The organism is Micromonospora sp. NPDC047557 (assembly GCF_043205095.1).
Classification (GTDB): Bacteria; Actinomycetota; Actinomycetes; order Mycobacteriales; family Micromonosporaceae; genus Micromonospora.
Window position 1 is genome coordinate 412,597 of the sequence record NZ_JBIDDK010000001.1, and the last position, 16,486, is coordinate 429,082.

Annotated in this window: 16 protein-coding genes and 1 pseudogene; 7 read left to right on the plus strand and 10 right to left on the minus strand. The window is 72.5% G+C overall.

Going from position 1 to position 16,486, the window contains the following annotated elements:
* Nucleotides 1-94: 94 nt before the first annotated feature.
* From ilvA to ACGGAQ_RS01840, 5 genes are all read right to left on the minus strand, one after another.
* Nucleotides 95-1,315 carry a threonine ammonia-lyase gene (gene ilvA, locus ACGGAQ_RS01820; RefSeq protein ID WP_393043687.1) on the minus strand — a complete coding sequence of 407 codons (1,221 nt, stop codon included), beginning with the start codon at nucleotides 1,313-1,315 and terminating at the stop codon, nucleotides 95-97.
* Between the two features lie 124 nt (nucleotides 1,316-1,439).
* Nucleotides 1,440-2,258, minus strand: coding sequence for a DUF4328 domain-containing protein (locus ACGGAQ_RS01825; RefSeq protein ID WP_393043689.1), 819 nt, complete (start codon nucleotides 2,256-2,258; stop codon nucleotides 1,440-1,442).
* Nucleotides 2,259-2,304: 46 nt separating this feature from the next.
* Nucleotides 2,305-3,714: an amidase gene (locus tag ACGGAQ_RS01830; protein WP_393043691.1), complete on the minus strand. Its 1,410-nt coding sequence runs from the start codon at nucleotides 3,712-3,714 to the stop codon at nucleotides 2,305-2,307.
* 12 nt (nucleotides 3,715-3,726) lie between these two features.
* The gene (locus tag ACGGAQ_RS01835; protein WP_393043693.1) at nucleotides 3,727-4,869 is read right to left on the minus strand and encodes a cystathionine gamma-synthase; all 1,143 of its coding nucleotides are present in this window, start codon (nucleotides 4,867-4,869) and stop codon (nucleotides 3,727-3,729) included.
* A 113-nt stretch (nucleotides 4,870-4,982) separates the two neighbouring features.
* Nucleotides 4,983-6,026 (minus strand): YncE family protein, encoded by a 1,044-nt coding sequence (locus ACGGAQ_RS01840; RefSeq protein WP_393043695.1) that lies wholly within the window; start codon nucleotides 6,024-6,026, stop codon nucleotides 4,983-4,985.
* A gap of 95 nt (nucleotides 6,027-6,121) precedes the next feature.
* On the opposite strand from ACGGAQ_RS01840, the gene ACGGAQ_RS01845 reads away from it, so the two are divergent.
* The 4 genes from ACGGAQ_RS01845 to ACGGAQ_RS01860 all read left to right on the plus strand — a co-directional run bounded on the left by ACGGAQ_RS01845 (nucleotide 6,122) and on the right by ACGGAQ_RS01860 (nucleotide 9,080).
* Entirely contained in the window at nucleotides 6,122-6,544 is a 423-nt protein-coding gene (locus ACGGAQ_RS01845) for an HIT family protein (protein ID WP_393043697.1), read from the plus strand.
* Nucleotides 6,545-6,618: 74 nt separating this feature from the next.
* A complete protein-coding gene (msrA, locus tag ACGGAQ_RS01850; RefSeq protein WP_393043699.1) occupies nucleotides 6,619-7,281 on the plus strand; it encodes a peptide-methionine (S)-S-oxide reductase MsrA in 663 nt (220 codons plus the stop codon).
* Nucleotides 7,282-7,644: 363 nt separating this feature from the next.
* Nucleotides 7,645-8,574 carry a ribonuclease Z gene (locus tag ACGGAQ_RS01855; RefSeq protein WP_393043701.1) on the plus strand — a complete coding sequence of 310 codons (930 nt, stop codon included), beginning with the start codon at nucleotides 7,645-7,647 and terminating at the stop codon, nucleotides 8,572-8,574.
* Nucleotides 8,571-9,080: a GNAT family N-acetyltransferase gene (locus ACGGAQ_RS01860; protein WP_393043703.1), complete on the plus strand. Its 510-nt coding sequence runs from the start codon at nucleotides 8,571-8,573 to the stop codon at nucleotides 9,078-9,080. Before ACGGAQ_RS01855 ends, ACGGAQ_RS01860 begins: the two co-directional genes overlap by 4 nt.
* Before the next feature lie 95 nt (nucleotides 9,081-9,175).
* Here the strand turns inward: ACGGAQ_RS01860 and ACGGAQ_RS01865 are convergent, their stop codons facing one another.
* Entirely contained in the window at nucleotides 9,176-10,546 is a 1,371-nt protein-coding gene (locus ACGGAQ_RS01865; protein ID WP_393043705.1) for a cystathionine beta-synthase, read from the minus strand.
* Nucleotides 10,547-10,618: 72 nt separating this feature from the next.
* Nucleotides 10,619-10,975 carry a YkvA family protein gene (locus ACGGAQ_RS01870; protein WP_393043707.1) on the minus strand — a complete coding sequence of 119 codons (357 nt, stop codon included), beginning with the start codon at nucleotides 10,973-10,975 and terminating at the stop codon, nucleotides 10,619-10,621.
* Nucleotides 10,976-11,125: 150 nt separating this feature from the next.
* Between ACGGAQ_RS01870 and ACGGAQ_RS01875 the strand changes: the two are divergent.
* From ACGGAQ_RS01875 to ACGGAQ_RS01885, 3 genes and pseudogenes are all read left to right on the plus strand, one after another.
* A pseudogene (locus ACGGAQ_RS01875) lies at nucleotides 11,126-12,207 on the plus strand (SGNH/GDSL hydrolase family protein); the annotation flags it as partial.
* Nucleotides 12,199-12,987, plus strand: coding sequence for an SGNH/GDSL hydrolase family protein (locus tag ACGGAQ_RS01880; protein ID WP_393045615.1), 789 nt, complete (start codon nucleotides 12,199-12,201; stop codon nucleotides 12,985-12,987). The pseudogene ACGGAQ_RS01875 and the gene ACGGAQ_RS01880, both read left to right, overlap by 9 nt.
* Nucleotides 12,988-13,065: 78 nt before the next feature.
* Nucleotides 13,066-14,328 carry an acetyl-CoA C-acetyltransferase gene (locus ACGGAQ_RS01885; RefSeq protein WP_393043709.1) on the plus strand — a complete coding sequence of 421 codons (1,263 nt, stop codon included), beginning with the start codon at nucleotides 13,066-13,068 and terminating at the stop codon, nucleotides 14,326-14,328.
* Between the two features lie 7 nt (nucleotides 14,329-14,335).
* On the opposite strand, the gene ACGGAQ_RS01890 is transcribed toward ACGGAQ_RS01885, so the two are convergent.
* The 3 genes from ACGGAQ_RS01890 to ACGGAQ_RS01900 form a co-directional block, all read right to left on the minus strand.
* Complete coding sequence (locus ACGGAQ_RS01890) at nucleotides 14,336-14,656, minus strand: hypothetical protein (protein ID WP_393043711.1); 321 nt, start codon at nucleotides 14,654-14,656, stop codon at nucleotides 14,336-14,338.
* A 46-nt stretch (nucleotides 14,657-14,702) separates the two neighbouring features.
* A complete protein-coding gene (locus ACGGAQ_RS01895; protein ID WP_354854175.1) occupies nucleotides 14,703-15,461 on the minus strand; it encodes a Bax inhibitor-1/YccA family protein in 759 nt (252 codons plus the stop codon).
* Between the two features lie 138 nt (nucleotides 15,462-15,599).
* Entirely contained in the window at nucleotides 15,600-16,415 is an 816-nt protein-coding gene (locus tag ACGGAQ_RS01900; protein ID WP_393043713.1) for a Bax inhibitor-1/YccA family protein, read from the minus strand.
* Nucleotides 16,416-16,486: the final 71 nt, after the last annotated feature.

Sequence of the window (16,486 nt, forward strand, 5' to 3'; positions counted from 1 at the left end):
CGGCTGCGCGCCGCGGTCACCGCGCCGGCAGCCTTTCAGGGCACCTGAGAGCCGTCTGACGCGTGCCGCCGCCGAGGCGTGACACCCACCCGTGTCACGCCTCGGCGGCGAAGACCACCTGGTAACCACTGGCCCGCAAGGCGCTGATCAGCGTGTCGGAGTGCTCCACACCACGGGTCTCCACCGACAGCGCCACCTCCACCTCCCCGAGGCCCAGGTGCGGATTGGCCCGCTGGTGCTCCACGTCCACCACGTTGGCCCGGTGCTCGGCGATCTGGCTGAGCAGCGACGCGAGTTGCCCGGGCCGGTCCGAGCAGCGCACCGTCACCCGCAGGTAGCGACCCGCGGCGGCCAGCCCGTGCTCGATCACCCGCATCATCAGCAGGGGGTCGATGTTGCCGCCGGAGAGCACCGCGACCACCGGCGTCTCCACCTCCACCACGCCGGCAAGGAGCGCGGCCACGCCGACCGCCCCGGCCGGCTCGACGACCTGCTTGCCCCGCTCCAACAGCATCAGCAGGGCCCGGGAGATGTCCTCCTCGGTGACCGTGACGATCTGGTCGACGAGCTTGCGGACATGGTTGAACGTGATCTCCCCCGGTCGCCCGACCGCGATGCCGTCCGCGATGGTGGCGAAGGCGGGCAGCCGGACCGGTTCCCCGGCCACCAGGGAGGGCGGGAAGGCCGCCGCGCCGGCCGCCTGCACGCCGATGATGCGGACGTCCGGCCGCAGTGCCTTGGCGGCCACCGCCATGCCCGAGATCAGGCCGCCGCCGCCCACCCCGGTGATGATCGTCCGCACGTCCGGGCACTGTTCGAGGATCTCCAACGCCACCGTGCCCTGCCCGGCGATCACGTCCCGGTGGTCGAACGGGTGGATGAGCACCGCTCCGGTGCGCTCGGCGTACGTCTGCGCCGCCACCAGCGACTCGTCGACCGTGTTGCCGGCCAGCTCGACCTGCGCGCCGTACCCCTTGGTGGCGGCGACCTTCGGCAGCGGCGCGTTGACCGGCATGAAGACCGTCGCGTGCGTGCCGACGAGCCCGGCGGCGAGAGCCACGCCCTGGGCGTGGTTACCGGCGCTCGCCGCGACCACGCCGCGTTCGCGCTCGGCCGCCGACAGCCGGGAGATCCGCACGTACGCGCCGCGCACCTTGTACGAGCCGGCGCGCTGCACGTTCTCGCACTTGAGCCAGGTCGGGCCGCCCAGTGCCGCGCTCAGTGGCCGGGAGGGCTCCAGCGGGGTGGTCCGGACGACGTCGGCGAGCAGTTTCCGCGCAGCCCGTACGTCGTCGAGGCCGACCAGTTCCGTCATGCCCCCGATCGTGCCACCCGGCCCCGGGGCTTCCTGCGGCGACACCGGGTTGATCCACTCGACATCGCCGATGCCGCGGTATCAACCGCGCCCGGACACCGCCACATCAGCGATCCCGCGCGGATCACGGCATCGCCGGCCACACCGGCGCCGCCGGCCAGACCGGGGCGGTCGGCCACACCGGGGCGGCGCGGGCGATCCGGGCCTCCTGCGCGGCGGAGATCCGGTGGATCAGCAGGATCAGCGTCACCGCGGCGATGGCGCAGCCCAGCGCGGGCAGCGTGTTGCGGAGCAGGGAGTCCCGGTAGTAGTCGACGTACGCCTGGTAGCCGGCGTCGGTGAACGGGGTCTCCGGCAGCCCGTTGTACGCCTGCTCGTCCAAGCGGCTGCTCACCCGGTCGCCGACGCTGAACACCAACCAGGCGCACCACCAGACGACCACGAGGGTCGGCGTGAACCGGCGCCAGAGGCTGTCCCGCGCCACGCCCGCCACGACCCGGGCCGGCACCACGAAGTTCGCGAAGGGCACCAGCCAGCCGGCGATCGCCCAGCCGGCCCCCAGCGTCGGCAGGGCGCCGGGGAAGGCGTCGGTGTTCTTCCGCGCCCGCCACGTCCAGATGATCACCAGTACGGCGGCGGTGAGGTGCGCCACCACCATGGGCAGCGACAGCAGCCCTCCGACGACCGCCGCGCCGAGCAGCAGGTCCACGTCGTCGGTGGCCATGGCCTGCCGGGCCATCGCCATCCCGATCAGCGGGGACAGCGCCACCACCAGGTAGAGCAGAGCCGTCGCGCCGACGGCGATGTTCACGGCCAGGCCGATCCCGCGTACGCGGTAGGTCGGCAGACCCGGCGTGACGGCGGGCTGGCCCAACGGCGTGTAGCAGCGCTGGCAGTCGTTGTGCTCGGGGGACGTGGGGTCCCCACAGGTCTGGCAGCGCATTGGTGTCCCCCGGGTCCGCGCGACGTTGCGCGCACACGGTAGACGATCATGCAGCGGCCGGCGACCCCGTTCCGACGAGGGGATAGCCGGGGGCGTGACGCGACCACGGGGCGGCCATCTCGAACTGACCGGCCACGCCGAGCAGCAGCAGTTCCGAGCCGGGCGGGCCGACGATCTGCACGGCGACCGGCAGGCCGTCCGGCCGGCGGCCCACCGGCACCACGATCGCCGGCAGACCGGCGATGTTCCACGGCGCGGCGTACGGGGCGTACCGGATGTTGGCCGACATGTTCGCCCGCCAAGACCGCTCGGACCAGCGCCCGGCCTCCGGCGGCGCGCTGGCCAGCGCGGGGGTGAGCAGCAGGTCGACCGAGTGGTCGGTGAAGAAGTCGACCGAGCGCTGCCGCCAGGCGGCCCGGTCGGCCTCCCGGACGTAACCGCGACGCTGCGCCCACTCGCCCAGCGCGACGTGCCGCCGGGTGCGGCGCTGCAGGCCGCGGCGGTCCAGCCCGGCGGCCCGGACGTCAGTGGCGGCCGCGGCGAACCAGGTGGCGATGCCCTGCAGGCCCAGGGCCGTGGGGTAGACGGGATCGGCGGGCACGGTGTCGTGCCCGGCGGCGGCGAGCAGCCGGCCGGCGGTGGCCACCGCGTCCCGGTTGGGCGCGTCCGGAGAGACGCCGCGCACCGGGGAGCGCAGTGAGACACCCACCCGCAGCCGCTGCGGCGGGACCAGCTTCTCCGCACGCCGGCCGGCGAGCACCGAGAAGCCGACCGCGGCGTCCGCGACGGTGCTGGTCAACATGCCGTGCTCGGTGAGGCCGAACCAGTCGTCCGCGCCGAGCTGGCAGGGCACCACGCCCCGGCCGGGCTTGAGACCGACCAGGCCGCAGCAGGCCGCCGGGATCCGGATCGAGCCGAGCCCGTCGTTGCCGTGCGCGATCGGCACCAGACCGGCGGCGACCGCGGCGGCGGCGCCGCCCGAAGAGCCACCGGGGGTACGCGTGTTGTCCCACGGGTTGCGGGTCACCGCGCTGTCGTCGTCGGTGAGTGCCCACAGCCCCAGCTCGGGCATCCGGGTGACGCCGAGGATCACCGCGCCCGCGCCGCGCAGCCGACGCACCACCTCGTGGTCGGCCTCCGCGACGTCGGTCCGCACGGCTGCCGACCCGTTCCAGGTGGGCAGGCCGGCGACCGGGGTGTTTTCCTTGACCGCCACCGGCACGCCGGCCAGGGGGAGGTTGGCCAGGTCCTCCTGCTCGTCGACCTTCTCGGCCTCGGTGATCGCCTCGCCGCCGCGAACGGCGCGGAAAGCGGCCAGCTCGCGGTCGGCCGAGGCGATGTACTCCAGGTGGTCGGCGACGACCTGGGTGGCCGAGACGTCGCCCCGGCGTACGCCCCGGGCGATCTGCTTGGCGGTCGCCCCGACCCAGGTCGCCTTGATGTCCTGCACGGCCATCCTCCCCAGCGGTCAGCCCAGTGCCTGCTCCAGATCGGCGAGCAGGTCGTCGACCGTCTCGATGCCGACAGACAGTCGCACGAGATCGCCGGGAACTTCAAGCGGCGAGCCGGCAGCACTTGCGTGTGTCATCCGGCCCGGGTGCTCGATCAGGGATTCCACGCCGCCGAGCGACTCGGCGAGCACGAAGAGCTTCGTGCGGTTGCAGATCTGGACGGCGTGGTCCTCACCGCCGGAGGCGCGGAAGGAGATCATGCCGCCGAACCGACGCATCTGCTTGGCAGCCACCTCGTGACCTGGGTGCGAGGGCAGCCCCGGGTAGATCACCTCGGCCACCTGGGCGTGTCCGTCCAGGTACGCGGCGAGCCGCTCGGCGTTGTCGCAGTGCCGGTCCATGCGTACCCCGAGGGTCTTGATGCCGCGCAGGGTGAGCCAGGCGTCGAACGGGCCGTTGATCGCGCCCATCGCGTTCTGGTGGTAGCGCAACTCCTCGCCGAGCCCGGCGTCGGCGACGACGAGCGCGCCACCGACCACGTCGGAGTGCCCACCGATGTACTTGGTGGTGGAGTGCACCACCACGTCCGCGCCGAAGGCGATCGGCTGCTGGAGGTACGGCGAGGCGAAGGTGTTGTCGACAACCAGCAGCGCGCCCGCGTCGTGCGCCACGGCGGCCAGGGCGGCGATGTCGGCGATGCCGAGCAGCGGGTTCGTCGGCGTCTCCACCCAGACGATCTTCGTCCGACCGGGCTGCACGGCGGCCCGGACCGCGGCCGCGTCGGAGACCTTGGCGGGGGTGAACTCCAGGCCCCAGCGCTGGGCCACCCGGGCGAAGAGCCGGTAGGTGCCGCCGTACGCGTCGTCCGGGATGATCACGTGGTCGCCCGGCTGGCAGACGGCCCGCAGCAGGGTGTCCTCGGCAGCCAGGCCGCTGGCGAAGGCGAGGCCCACCGGCCCGCCCTCCAGCGCGGCCAGGCACTCCTGAAGGGCGTCGCGGGTCGGGTTGCCGGAGCGGCTGTACTCGTAGCCGAGCCGGGGCGCGCCGACGGCGTCCTGGGCGTACGTGCTGGTCTGGTAGATCGGCGGGATCACCGCGCCGGTGCGGGCCTCAGGGTCCTGACCGGCGTGAATGGCGAGCGTCTCGAAGCCGTGGTTCATGCTGGTGAGGCTAGTGCCCCGGCGGAGGGGGCCGGAACGGAACCCGCTCTCCGGGCGGGGGCCGGGCCGTCCGGTCCGGCCCCCGCGCGCCAGCCCAGGGGCCGGCGGGCCGGTCAGCCGGCGGGAACGGGCAGGACGTGCAGGGTGGCCCGGTTCCTCCCGGTCCAGTCGTAGGAGACCGCGTACAGCCGTAGGCCGTTCGGCGACCAGGCCAGCGCACCCTGGCTCAACTCACCGCCACCGAGCACGAAGCGGGTCAGTTCGGTGCCGTCCGGCCGATAGACGAACAGGTACGACGTGTCGGCTGCGGCGGCGATCCTGGTGCCGTCTCGGGACGGCTCGACGGCGGTCGGGTACGCGCCGGTGGGGAAGGTCGCGGAGGGGGTGGTGATGTCGGCGAACGGGAACGCCTGCACTTCATAGGGGGCACCGGCTGCGGTGTAGAGGGTGGTGCCGGTCGGGTCGAGGGCGATGTCCCGCAGGTTGCTGCCGATCACCGTCCAGTCGTTCGTCCGCAGCAGGGTCAGTGTTCCCCCGGCTCCGATCGCGTACGCGTAGACCGACGCCGGGCTCAACGACATCTGCCCGGCCAGCAGCACCGAACGGTTCTGGCTGGCGGCGGCCAGCAGCGGAGCGCCGTAGAAGTCCTGAGTGGTGGCCATCGCGGTGGTCACCCGGGCCGGCTGACGGCCCAGGTCGATCCGGCCGATGTTGCCGCCCCACTGGTCACAGCCGTAGCCGAACCACAGGTACCGCCCGGTCAACGCGAGCGACGACGGGCACTCGCCCGCGCCGGTGTCGTACCGGGCCGACTCGACGAGTGAGCCGGTGTCGAAGGCGGCGATGGCGTTGGCCGTGGGCAGCGCCACGTAGAGGGTCTGCCGGTCGGCGCTGAGCAGCAGGTCGGAGGGGCCGGGCAGACCGGACAGGGTGCCGACCACCGCGCCCGTCGCGCTGGCCACCACGACGTCGGTGGAGTTGGGGCCGCCGCTGACAAAGACCCGGTCGCCGGCCGACACCACGTCGCCCACCGTGGTCAGCGGCAGCGGGGTGGCGGTCTGGGTGGGGGCCGCGTGGACAGGGGCCGCGATCACGGTGGTGAGCAGCCCGGCGGTCAGCGTCGCCAGGGCCAGGGTCGTGCCTCTGCTGATGTGCAAGGTACGTCCTTTCAGAGCATCGACGTAAATGACTACCACAGTCGATGCCTGCGCGGGGGGGCGTGCCCGTCGGACCCTCCGCATAGCCTGGGGCGATGAGCGGGTGCGTGTTCTGCGGGATCGTGTCGGGTGACGTGCCGGCGTTCCGGGTCGCGGACGAGCCGGACGGGGTGGCGTTCCTGGACACCCGTCCGGTGTTCAAGGGGCACGTGCTGGTGGTGCCCCGCGCGCACCTGGTGACCCTGGCCGAGCTTCCGGCCGACCTGCTGCCCGGCTACTTCGCGCTGGTCCAGCGGCTGGCGGTGGCGGTGGAGGCCGCTCTGGGGGCGGGTGGGACGTTCGTGGCGATGAACAACAAGGTGTCCCAGTCCGTCCCGCATCTGCACACCCACGTGGTGCCGCGTACCAAGGGCGACGGGCTGCGGGGCTTCTTCTGGCCGCGCACCCGGTACGCCGACGACACCGAGGCACAGACCTACGCCGACCGGATCGCCGCCGGCCTGGGTGGCGGGGCCTGAGTCACAGTGGCACGGGTAAGGAAGAAAGACCCACCGGTGTTACACGCTGGGAGAGGTACGAGAGGAGTCCCACCGTGTTCCTGCGCCGTATGAACGCCGAGATGATTTCGCCCGAGCAGGCCCTGCCGGGCCGGCCGATCGCCATGCCGGTCGCCGACCGCCACGAGGTGCTGGGCACCCCGCTGAAGGGCCCGTTCCCGGAGGGTCTCCAGGTCGCCGTCTTCGGCATGGGCTGCTTCTGGGGTGCCGAGCGGCTGTTCTGGACGCTGCCCGGCGTCTACACCACCTCCGCCGGCTACGCGGGCGGCATCACCAAGAACCCGACGTACGAGGAGACGTGCTCCGGCCGGACCGGGCACGCCGAGGTCGTCCAGGTGGTGTACGACCCCAGCAAGATCACGTATGAGGACCTGCTGAAGGTCTTCTGGGAGAACCACGACCCGACCCAGGGCATGCGCCAGGGCAACGACGTGGGCACCCAGTACCGGTCGGCGATCTACACGACCACCGACGAGCAGCGGGCCATCGCGGAGTCGTCCCGGGACGCCTTCCAGCCGATCGTGAGCCGGGCCGGCAAGGGTGAGATCACCACCGAGATCGCCCCGCTCGGCAGCTACTACTTCGCCGAGGACTACCACCAGCAGTACCTTGCCCCGACCAAGAACCCGAACGGGTACTGCAACCACGGCCCGAACGGGCTGAGCTGCCCGGTCGGCGTGGCGCGTACCGCTGGCTGACCCACCTGCTTGAGCGTGATGCCCGGCCGCCGACGAGGTGGCCGGGCATTCCCGTCTGGCCCTGTGATCGAAATCCGTTGCCGCGCCCGGCGAGAACTCGATAACGTGGCCGTACACGTGAAAGGAGGTGGTCCAGACTTGTATAGCAATCGGACTCGTGAGGTGGCTGTCAGCTAGCCGCTGTCCTCGACAGTGATCCGTCCGCCGCGAGGCGGGCAACCAGTACGACCGTCGAGACCGTGTGGCAGCGGTGCGGCGAATCCACGACAGCCACCCGACCCCCGGGGTGCCGGCCAAGTCCAGCCGGCCCGCGCGACAGCGCGGAGCGCCCCGGGGGTCGCTCCATATCTGTGGGAGATCAGCGTGTCGATGCGCGAGCTGGTGATTCTCGGGACGGCCAGCCAGGCCCCCACCCGGCAGCGCAACCACAACGGGTACGTGCTGCGCTGGGACGACGAGGTGATCCTCTTCGACCCCGGCGAGGGCAGCCAGCGGCAGCTCCTGCACACCACTGTCACCGCGACCGACCTGACCCGGATCTGCGTCACGCACTTCCACGGCGACCACTGCCTCGGCCTGCCCGGCACCATCCAGCGACTCTCGCTGGACCGGGTGTCGCATCCGGTCGCCGTGCACTTTCCGGCGGGCGGCGCCGAGTACTTCGCCCGACTGCGGCACGCCACCTCCTTCTACGAGACCGCCGAGCTGGCGGTCACGCCGATCGAGACCGACGGTCAACGGATCACCCTGAGCTGCGGCACGCTGGAGGCCCGCCGGCTGCGGCACCCGATCGAGACGTACGGCTATCGGCTGGTCGAGCCGGACGGCTGCCGGATGCTGCCGGAGAAGCTGGCCGCGTACGGCATCGCCGGTCCGGCCGTCGGCGAGCTGATCCGCGTCGGGCACCTGGACCTCGACGGTCGTCGCGTCACCCGCGACGAGGTGAGCGTGCCCCGGCCGGGGCAGCGGTTCGCCTTCGTGATGGACACCGGCCTCTGCGACGGGGTGTACGCCCTGGCCGAGCACGCCGACCTGCTGGTCATCGAGTCGACCTTCCTGGAGTCGGAGGCGGCGCTCGCCGCCGAGGTCGGCCACCTGACCGCGGCGCAGGCCGCGCGGGTGGCGACCGAATCGGGGGTACGCACGCTGGTGCTCACGCACTTCTCGCAGCGTTACCCCGACCCGCGCCGGTTCTTCGACGAGGCCCGCGGGCATTTCGACGGCGACCTGGTCATCGCCGAGGATCTGACCACCGTGCAGGTTCCGCCGCGCCGGGTAGCCTCGGCCGAATGACCGTCACGCTCCGCCCCGCGACCGGCGACGACCTGATGGCGGTGGGTGCCCTCCACCAGCGTTCCCGGGTCGCCGCGTACTCCGCCTTCCTGCCGGTCGAAGCCCTGGCCGACCCGACACCGGAGGCGATGGGGCGGTACTGGGTCGAGCGGTGGCGCTGGGAGCAGGACACCCACCGGATGATCGTGGCCGAACGGGCCGGGGCGCTGGTCGGGTTCAGTTACCTGGGCCCGGACGACGAGGACGACCCCGCCACCGGGCTGCTCAACGCGATCCACCTCGACCCGCGCGAGCAGGGCCGGGGCGTCGGTCGCGCGCTGATGGTGGACGTCCTGGACGCCATGCGCGCCCGGGGTTGGCGTCGCGCGGCGCTCTGGGTGCTGCGGGAGAACGCGCACGCCCGCTCGTTCTACGAGCGCGGCGGCTGGACGTCGACGGGTGTGGAGCGCGACGAGCACATCGGCACGGCCCTCACCCCGCAGGTCCGCTACACCCGCCCCCTCTGAAGAGCCATCGCGCAGCTGCAACTGACGCAACAGTGGCTGTCGAGCGGTATACCTCAGAGGTATGAATATGACTCTGAGGTATACCGCTCACTCGTCTAGTGGGCGCCCAGGTGGGCCAGGAGGTCCTGGCGGGTGAGGACGCCCTTGGGCTTGCCGTCCACCAGGACCAGCGCGGCGTCGGACTTCTCCAGCAGACCGACGGCCTCGCTCACCGGCTGGCCGCCACCGATCATCGGCAACGGGTCACCCATGTGCCGCTCGATGGTGTCGTGCAGGTGGGCCTGACCGGTGAACAGCGCGTCGAGCAGGTCCCGCTCGGCGATCGAGCCGGCGACCTCACCGGTCACCACCGGCGGCTCGGCCTTGAGCACCGGCAGCTGCGAGACGCCGTACTCGCGCATGTAGTCGATCGCGTCCCGGACCGTCTCGGTCGGGTGCACGTGCACCAGCTCGGGCAGGCCGCCCGGCTTGCTGGCCAGCGCGTCGGCCACCGTCGGCTCGTGGCCGGAGTTGTCCAGGAAGCCGTACCGGGCCATCCACGAGTCGTTGAAGATCTTGGAGAGGTAGCCGCGACCGCCGTCGGGCAGCAGCACCACCACGACGTCGTCCGGGCCGGCCTTGCGGGCCACCTCCAACGCGGCGACCACGGCCATCCCGCAGGAGCCCCCGACCAGCAGGCCCTCCTCGCGGGCCAGCCGCCGGGTCATCTCGAAGGACGCCTTGTCGGAGACCTCGACGATCTCGTCGGCCACACCCCGGTCGTACGTCGTCGGCCAGAAGTCCTCGCCGACGCCCTCCACCAGGTACGGCCGGCCGGTGCCGCCGGAGTAGACAGAGCCCTCCGGGTCGGCGCCGATGACCCGCACCCGCCCCTCGGACGCCTCCTTCAGGTACTGCCCGATGCCGGAGATCGTCCCGCCGGTGCCGACGCCCGTCACGAAGTGCGTGAGCCGGCCCTCGGTCTGCTTCCACAGCTCCGGGCCGGTCGTCTCGTAGTGCGAGCGCGGGTTCGCCGGGTTGCTGTACTGGTCGGGCTTCCACGCGCCGGGAATCTCGCGGGTCAGCCGGTCGGAGACGTTGTAGTACGAGCGCGGGTCCTCCGGCGCGACGGCGGTCGGGCAGACCACCACCTCGGCGCCGTACGCCCGCAGCACGTCCTGCTTGTCCTGGCTGACCTTGTCGGGGCAGACGAAGACGCACTTGTAGCCCTTGAGCTGGGCTACCAGGGCGAGCCCGACCCCGGTGTTGCCGCTGGTCGGCTCGACGATCGTGCCGCCGGGCCGCAGCAGGCCCGCCGCCTCGGCGTCCTCGACCATGCGCAGCGCGATCCGGTCCTTCACCGAGCCGCCCGGGTTGACGTACTCGACCTTGGCGAGCACGGTGGCCTGGATGCCCTCGGTGACGTTGCGCAGGCGGACCAGCGGGGTGTTGCCGATCATGTCGACGACGTTGTCGTAGTACTGCACGGTGTGCCCTTCGTTGCGGCGCCGGCGACGGCGGCCGGGCAGACGTATCCTCGCCGCCCAGCGTACGTGCCGTCAGTGCACCAGACCCCCGGGGATGACCGAGCTGCGTCGGGCCTCCCATTCGAGGAAACGGTCGGTCTCGGCGAGCACGCTGCCGGCCAGCCAGGTGATCATCACCGCGTCGTCGGCCAGCCCGAAGATCGCCAGTGGGATCTCCGGCAGCAGGTCGATGGGCGAGACGATGTACGCCGTGGCCGCCGTCATCAGGGCCAGCCGGAGGCCACCGTCGTACTCCCCCCGGGTCGTGGCCCGGATCATCCGGGGCAGCGCCGCCAGTCGGGTGCCCAGCGAGGGCCCGCCGCGCGCCCCCGCCGCCAGTGCCCGCGCCAAAGCCGTGAACGCCGCGCTGCGCTTCAGTGTCTTCCCCATCGTCGCGCTCCTCTCCGCCGGATCAGCGTGGCGGGTCGGCGCAAGTCGGCCGGCCTCCACCGGACAGGTACCCCGTCCCGTCGGTTTCCAGGCACTCCCGAGCCGGGACGACGACAGCGGCGTGTCGGGCCGGCGCGATAATGTCGGCATATGGGGGTGGCTGGTTCTGTCGTACCCGTTGGGCCGCGCTGGCGGCAGGCCTGGCGGATCGCCCGGCTGGCGGCTATCGGGACGGGCGCCACCGCGGCGGCCGCGGTGGCGACTGGCGGGGTGCTGCTCGGCCAGGCCCGCCAGGCCCGGCGCACCATCCCGATGGCCGAGGCCCCGCCGCCGCGCTGCGACGGGATGTACGGCGCGAAGTTCCCCGGCCCCCCGCTCACCATGGTCGTGCTCGGTGACTCGTCGGCGGCCGGCTACGGGGTACACCGCCGCCGGGAGACACCTGGGGCGCTGCTCGCCACCGGGCTGTCCCGGCGCCTGCACCGGCCGGTTCTGGTGCGCCGTTTCGCGGTGGTCGGCGCCATCTCCGCGGCGCTCCGGCACCAGGTGGAAGCGGCGTTGGAGTGCGCGCCGGACATCGCGGTGATCCTGATCGGCGGCAACGACATCACCAACCGCACACCGCGCGGCCTGGCGGTGCGCTACCTGGTCGAGGCGGTCCACGCGCTGCGCGACGCCGGCTGCGAGGTGGTCGTCGGCACCTGCCCCGACCTCGGCGCGATCCGGCCGATCCAGCCACCGCTGCGCTGGCTGGCACACCGGTGGAGTCGCCAGCTCGCCGCCGCCCAGACGGTGGCGGTGGTCGAGGCGGGCGGCTCGACGGTGTCCCTCGGCGACCTGCTCGGCCCACGGTTCGCCGCCGAACCGCTCCGAATGTTCGCCTGGGACCGGTTCCACCCCTCCGCCGAGGGGTACGCGATGGCCGCCGCCGCTCTGCTGCCGACGATGCTCTCGGCGCTCGGCTCCGGGCCGGAGCGACGGGCCACACCGGCGCGGGGCGAGGGCGTACGGTCGCTGCCAAAGGCCGCACAGGAGGCGGCCCGGCACGCCGGCACCGAGGTCAGCGGCACCCAGGTCCGGGGCCGCGACCGAGGACCGGCCGGCCGGTGGGCGCAGCTGCGTCGCCGGGCGTTCTTCGGTGTCAACACGGTGCCGCAGTCCGGCTCCGCGACGGACACCTCGACAGTGGAGGGACTGGCATGAACGAGCGCAGCGAGCGGGGCGTGACCGCCGGTCTTCCCGGCCGCCTGGGTCGGGCGGCGGCGCTGTCGCTGCTCGCCGGCACGGTGGGCGGTGCCGCTGTCCTGGCCGGTGAGGCGTTCGTCGCCCGGCACCGGCGCTACGCCGAACCGGAGCTGGGGCTGGCGTTGCGGGCCACGATCGGCCGGGCCGACGCCGCGCCGCTGCGGCTGGTGCTGCTCGGTGACTCGTCGGCGTTGGGCGTGGGCGTCGACCGCCTCGACGACACCATCGGCGGGCAGTTGGCCAACCTGCTCGCCGAGGGCCCGACCGGCCGCCGGGTGCACCTGTCCAGCGTCGGTGTCTCCGGGTCCCGCTCGACGGACCTGGCCACCCAGGTCGCCCGGGCCCTGCTCGGCGAGCGGCCCGACGTGGCGCTGATCCTGATCGGCGCGAACGACGCCACCGGGCTGCGCCGGCCCGCCGACGCGTCCGCCTATCTCGGGGCGGCGGTGCACCGGCTGCGGGAGGCGCGCGTCGAGGTGGTGGTGGGCACCTGCCCCGACCTCGGCGCCGTACGCGCCATCGCGCCGCCGCTGCGTCAGCTGGTCGGCTGGTCCGGGCGGCGGATGGCCCGCGCGCAGACCACTGCGGTGTTGGAGGCGGGCGGCGCGGTGGTCGACCTGGCCACCGAGACCGGGCCGGTCTTCCGAGCCGACGCGGGGACGCTCTGCCACGACGGCTTCCACCCGTCCGCCGACGGCTACCGGGTGTGGGCGCATGCCCTGCTGCCGGCCGTCGCGGCCGCGGCGGCGGTCGCCTCCCGGCGCTAGAGCACGCCCGGCTGGGGTGACATTTCCCGCCGCGCCTGCTTCTTCCGTGCCATGTTACCGGCGGGTTAACGTTGGCTCATGCCGATTGAGTCGTCCCGCGACGCCGTCATCGTCGCTACCGCCCGCTCCCCCATCGGCCGGGCGCACAAGGGGTCCCTGCGCGATGTCCGCTCCGACGACCTCGCCGCGACCATCGTCCAGGCCGCACTGGACAAGATCCCCGAACTCGACCCGACCACCATCGACGACATCTACCTCGGGTGCGGCCTGCCCGGCGGTGAGCAGGGCTTCAACATGGCCCGCGTGGTGGCCACCCTGCTCGGGCTGGACACCGTTCCCGGCGCCACGCTGACCCGCTACTGCGCCTCCTCGTTGCAGACCACCCGGATGGCGCTGCACGCGATCCGCGCCGGCGAGGGCGACGTGTTCGTCTCGGCCGGTGTCGAGATGGTCTCCCGCTACGCCCGCGGCAGCTCCGACGGGCTGCCTCCCGAGGCGCAGGCCCTCGTCGGCGGCGGCTGGGAGAATCCGCGCTTCGCGTCGGCCGCTGAGCGCTCGAAGCGCCGCGCGCAGGGCGGCGCCGAGGTCTGGGCCGACCCGCGCGAGGCCGGCGAGCTGCCGGACATCTACCTGACCATGGGGCAGACCGCGGAGAACCTGGCCCAGGTGTACGACGTGACCCGCGCCGACATGGACGAGTTCGGTGTCCGCAGCCAGAACCTCGCCGAGAAGGCCATCGCCGACGGCTTCTGGGCTCGGGAGATCACCCCGGTCACCACGCCGGACGGCACCGTGGTGAGCACCGACGACGGCCCCCGCGCAGGCGTCACCCTGGACGCGGTGGCCGGCCTGAAGCCGGTGTTCCGCCCGGACGGCCGGATCACCGCGGGCAACTGCTGCCCGCTCAACGACGGTGCCGCCGCCGTCGTCGTGATGAGCGCCCAGCGGGCCGAGGAGCTGGGCCTGACCCCGCTGGCCCGGATCGTCTCCACCGGCGTGACCGCGCTGTCGCCGGAGATCATGGGCCTCGGACCGGTCGAGGCGTCCCGGCAGGCGCTGCGCCGGGCCGGCATGACCATCGACGACGTCGACCTGGTCGAGATCAACGAGGCGTTCGCCGCCCAGGTGATCCCCTCCTACCGGCAGTTGGGCATCCCGGAGGAGAAGCTGAACGTCATGGGCGGCGCGATCGCGGTCGGCCACCCGTTCGGCATGACCGGCGCCCGGATCACCGGCACCCTGCTCAACGCGCTGGAGTGGCACGACAAGACCATCGGTCTGGAGACCATGTGCGTCGGCGGCGGCCAGGGCATGGCCATGGTGCTCGAACGCCTGAGCTGACCCGACGTCAGAGCGCGCCGCGGGTCGCCGTCACCTCGGCGGCGGCCCGCGCCAGTGCTTCGGCATCGGCCCCGGCGGCCAGCAGGTCGGCCGTCACCACCCGCAACTGGTCGGGCAGGGCCAGGTCGTTGTCCAGCCGGGGCACGGTCCGGCGGGGCTGTCCCTCGGCGTCGGCGGCCAGATTGGCGATCTCCTGCACCAATCGGTGCATCAGGTCGGCGCGGGGCACGTTGCCACTGGTCGCGGCCGCCGCCCAGCGCGGCTGCTCCCAGTGCCCGACCTGGCGGACCAGCAACTGCACGGCCCGCTCCAACTCCGCTGCGCTCATCGCCGCCGAGTCTACGGCCGGCGCCGACCCCGACATTCCGGGCCGCTCAGCGGCGCAGGTAGCTGAGCAGCCGTAGCAGCTGCCAGTAGAGGAAGACCAGGCCGGTGAGCAGGCCGAACGCGCTCAGCCACGCGTACCGGCGGGGTCGGCCGTCGCGCACCGAGCGCTCGACGAGGTCGAAGTCGAGGATGAAGCTGAACGCACCGGCGATGATCGCCACGACCGAGAAGGCGTACGGCAACCAGCCGACCTCCCCGCTGACGCTGTAGACCGCCAGCCCCGGCCGCCCGGAGATCAGGTACGACACCAGGTTGACCACGCTGAGCACGGCGATACCGAGCAGCGTGCCGATCACCAGGCGGGCCAGCCGGGGCGTCGCGCGGATCACCCGGGCCCGGTACAGCGCTGCCATGCCGAGGAAGACGCCGAAGGTGCCGGCCACCGCCTGCACCACGATCCCGGGGTAGACCTGCTGGAAGGTCCGGCTGGCGACCCCCAGCAGCAGCCCCTGGAGCACCGCGTAGCCGACGATCGGCACCGGGTTGGTGATTCCCCGCAGCGAGATGACCAGGACCAGCACGATCGAGGCCAGGGCGCTGCCGGCCAGGGCCGCCCCCAACCACACCGCGTCGGGCACCACCGCCCAGGACACCGCGGCGGCCGCGCCGGTGAGCAGGAGCAACCCGACGGTACGCACCACCACGTCGTCGACGGTCATCGGCTCGACATCGCGGGAGCTGACCACCCGGGACTCCAACCGGCCGGTCTCGTCCAGCCGGTTGAGCACCGGGTTGTTGCTGCGCACCGTCGCCTCCTTCGCCCGCGTACCCCTGGCAGTCACTCTGCCCCGGACGGCCCGGCGGCGGCGGCGAAACGGCGCGGACGACGGCGCCCGCCCCCACGGTGAGCGGGAGCGGGCGCCGGTCAGCGGGAACGGACGAGATCAGTCGTCGCCCTGGAAGTAGCTCAGCAGGCGCAGGATCTCGATGTAGAGCCAGACCAGGCTGACCAGGATGCCGAACGCAGCGACCCAGGAGTAGCGCTGGGGCAGGCCCATCCGAACGCCGTCCTCGATTTCCTTGAAGCTGAGCACGAAGCTCAGCGACGCGACCACGATGCAGACGAGGCTGAAGCCGATCGCCAGCGGGCTGCCGTCCCGCAGACCCGTGTTGACGCCGAACAGCGCCAGCACCAGGTTGATCAGCATCACCGCGGCGAGGCCGATGATGGCCGTCGACACGATCTTCACGAACATCGGGGTGGCCCGGATGATCTTCGCCTTGTAGACCATCGTCATCACGAAGAAGATGCCGAAGCTCGCCACGGCGGCCTGGAGCACGATGCCGTCGTAGAAGGTCTCGAACGCCTTGCTGACCATGCCGACGAAGACACCTTCGACGACCGCGTACGCGATGACGAGCGCCGGGTTGGCCATCCGGGAGAACGAGATGATCAGGCCGAGCACCAGGCCGACGACCGCCGCGCCGATCCAGGCGGTGCCGACCAGCGCGTCGGGCACGAGCACCCAGGCTGCCGCGGCGGTGATGCCGAGGATGCCGAACAGCGCGACCGTCTTGACGACCACGTCGTCGACGGTCATCGGTGCCACGGCGGGCGGTGCGGCCGGGTAGCCGGCCTGGGACGGGTACTGCTGCGGAATGCCGGGCTGTCCGTACGGCCCGGTCGGTGCGTACCCGGCGGAGCGCTCCCGCTCGGCCGCCTGGCCGAGCCGGGCGAGCACCGGGTTCGAGGTCTTCACTGTCTGGCCTCCCTCAGGGGGTCGTTTGCACGTGAACGTGCCCCCCAAGAGTAAACTGCCCGGCCCACTCC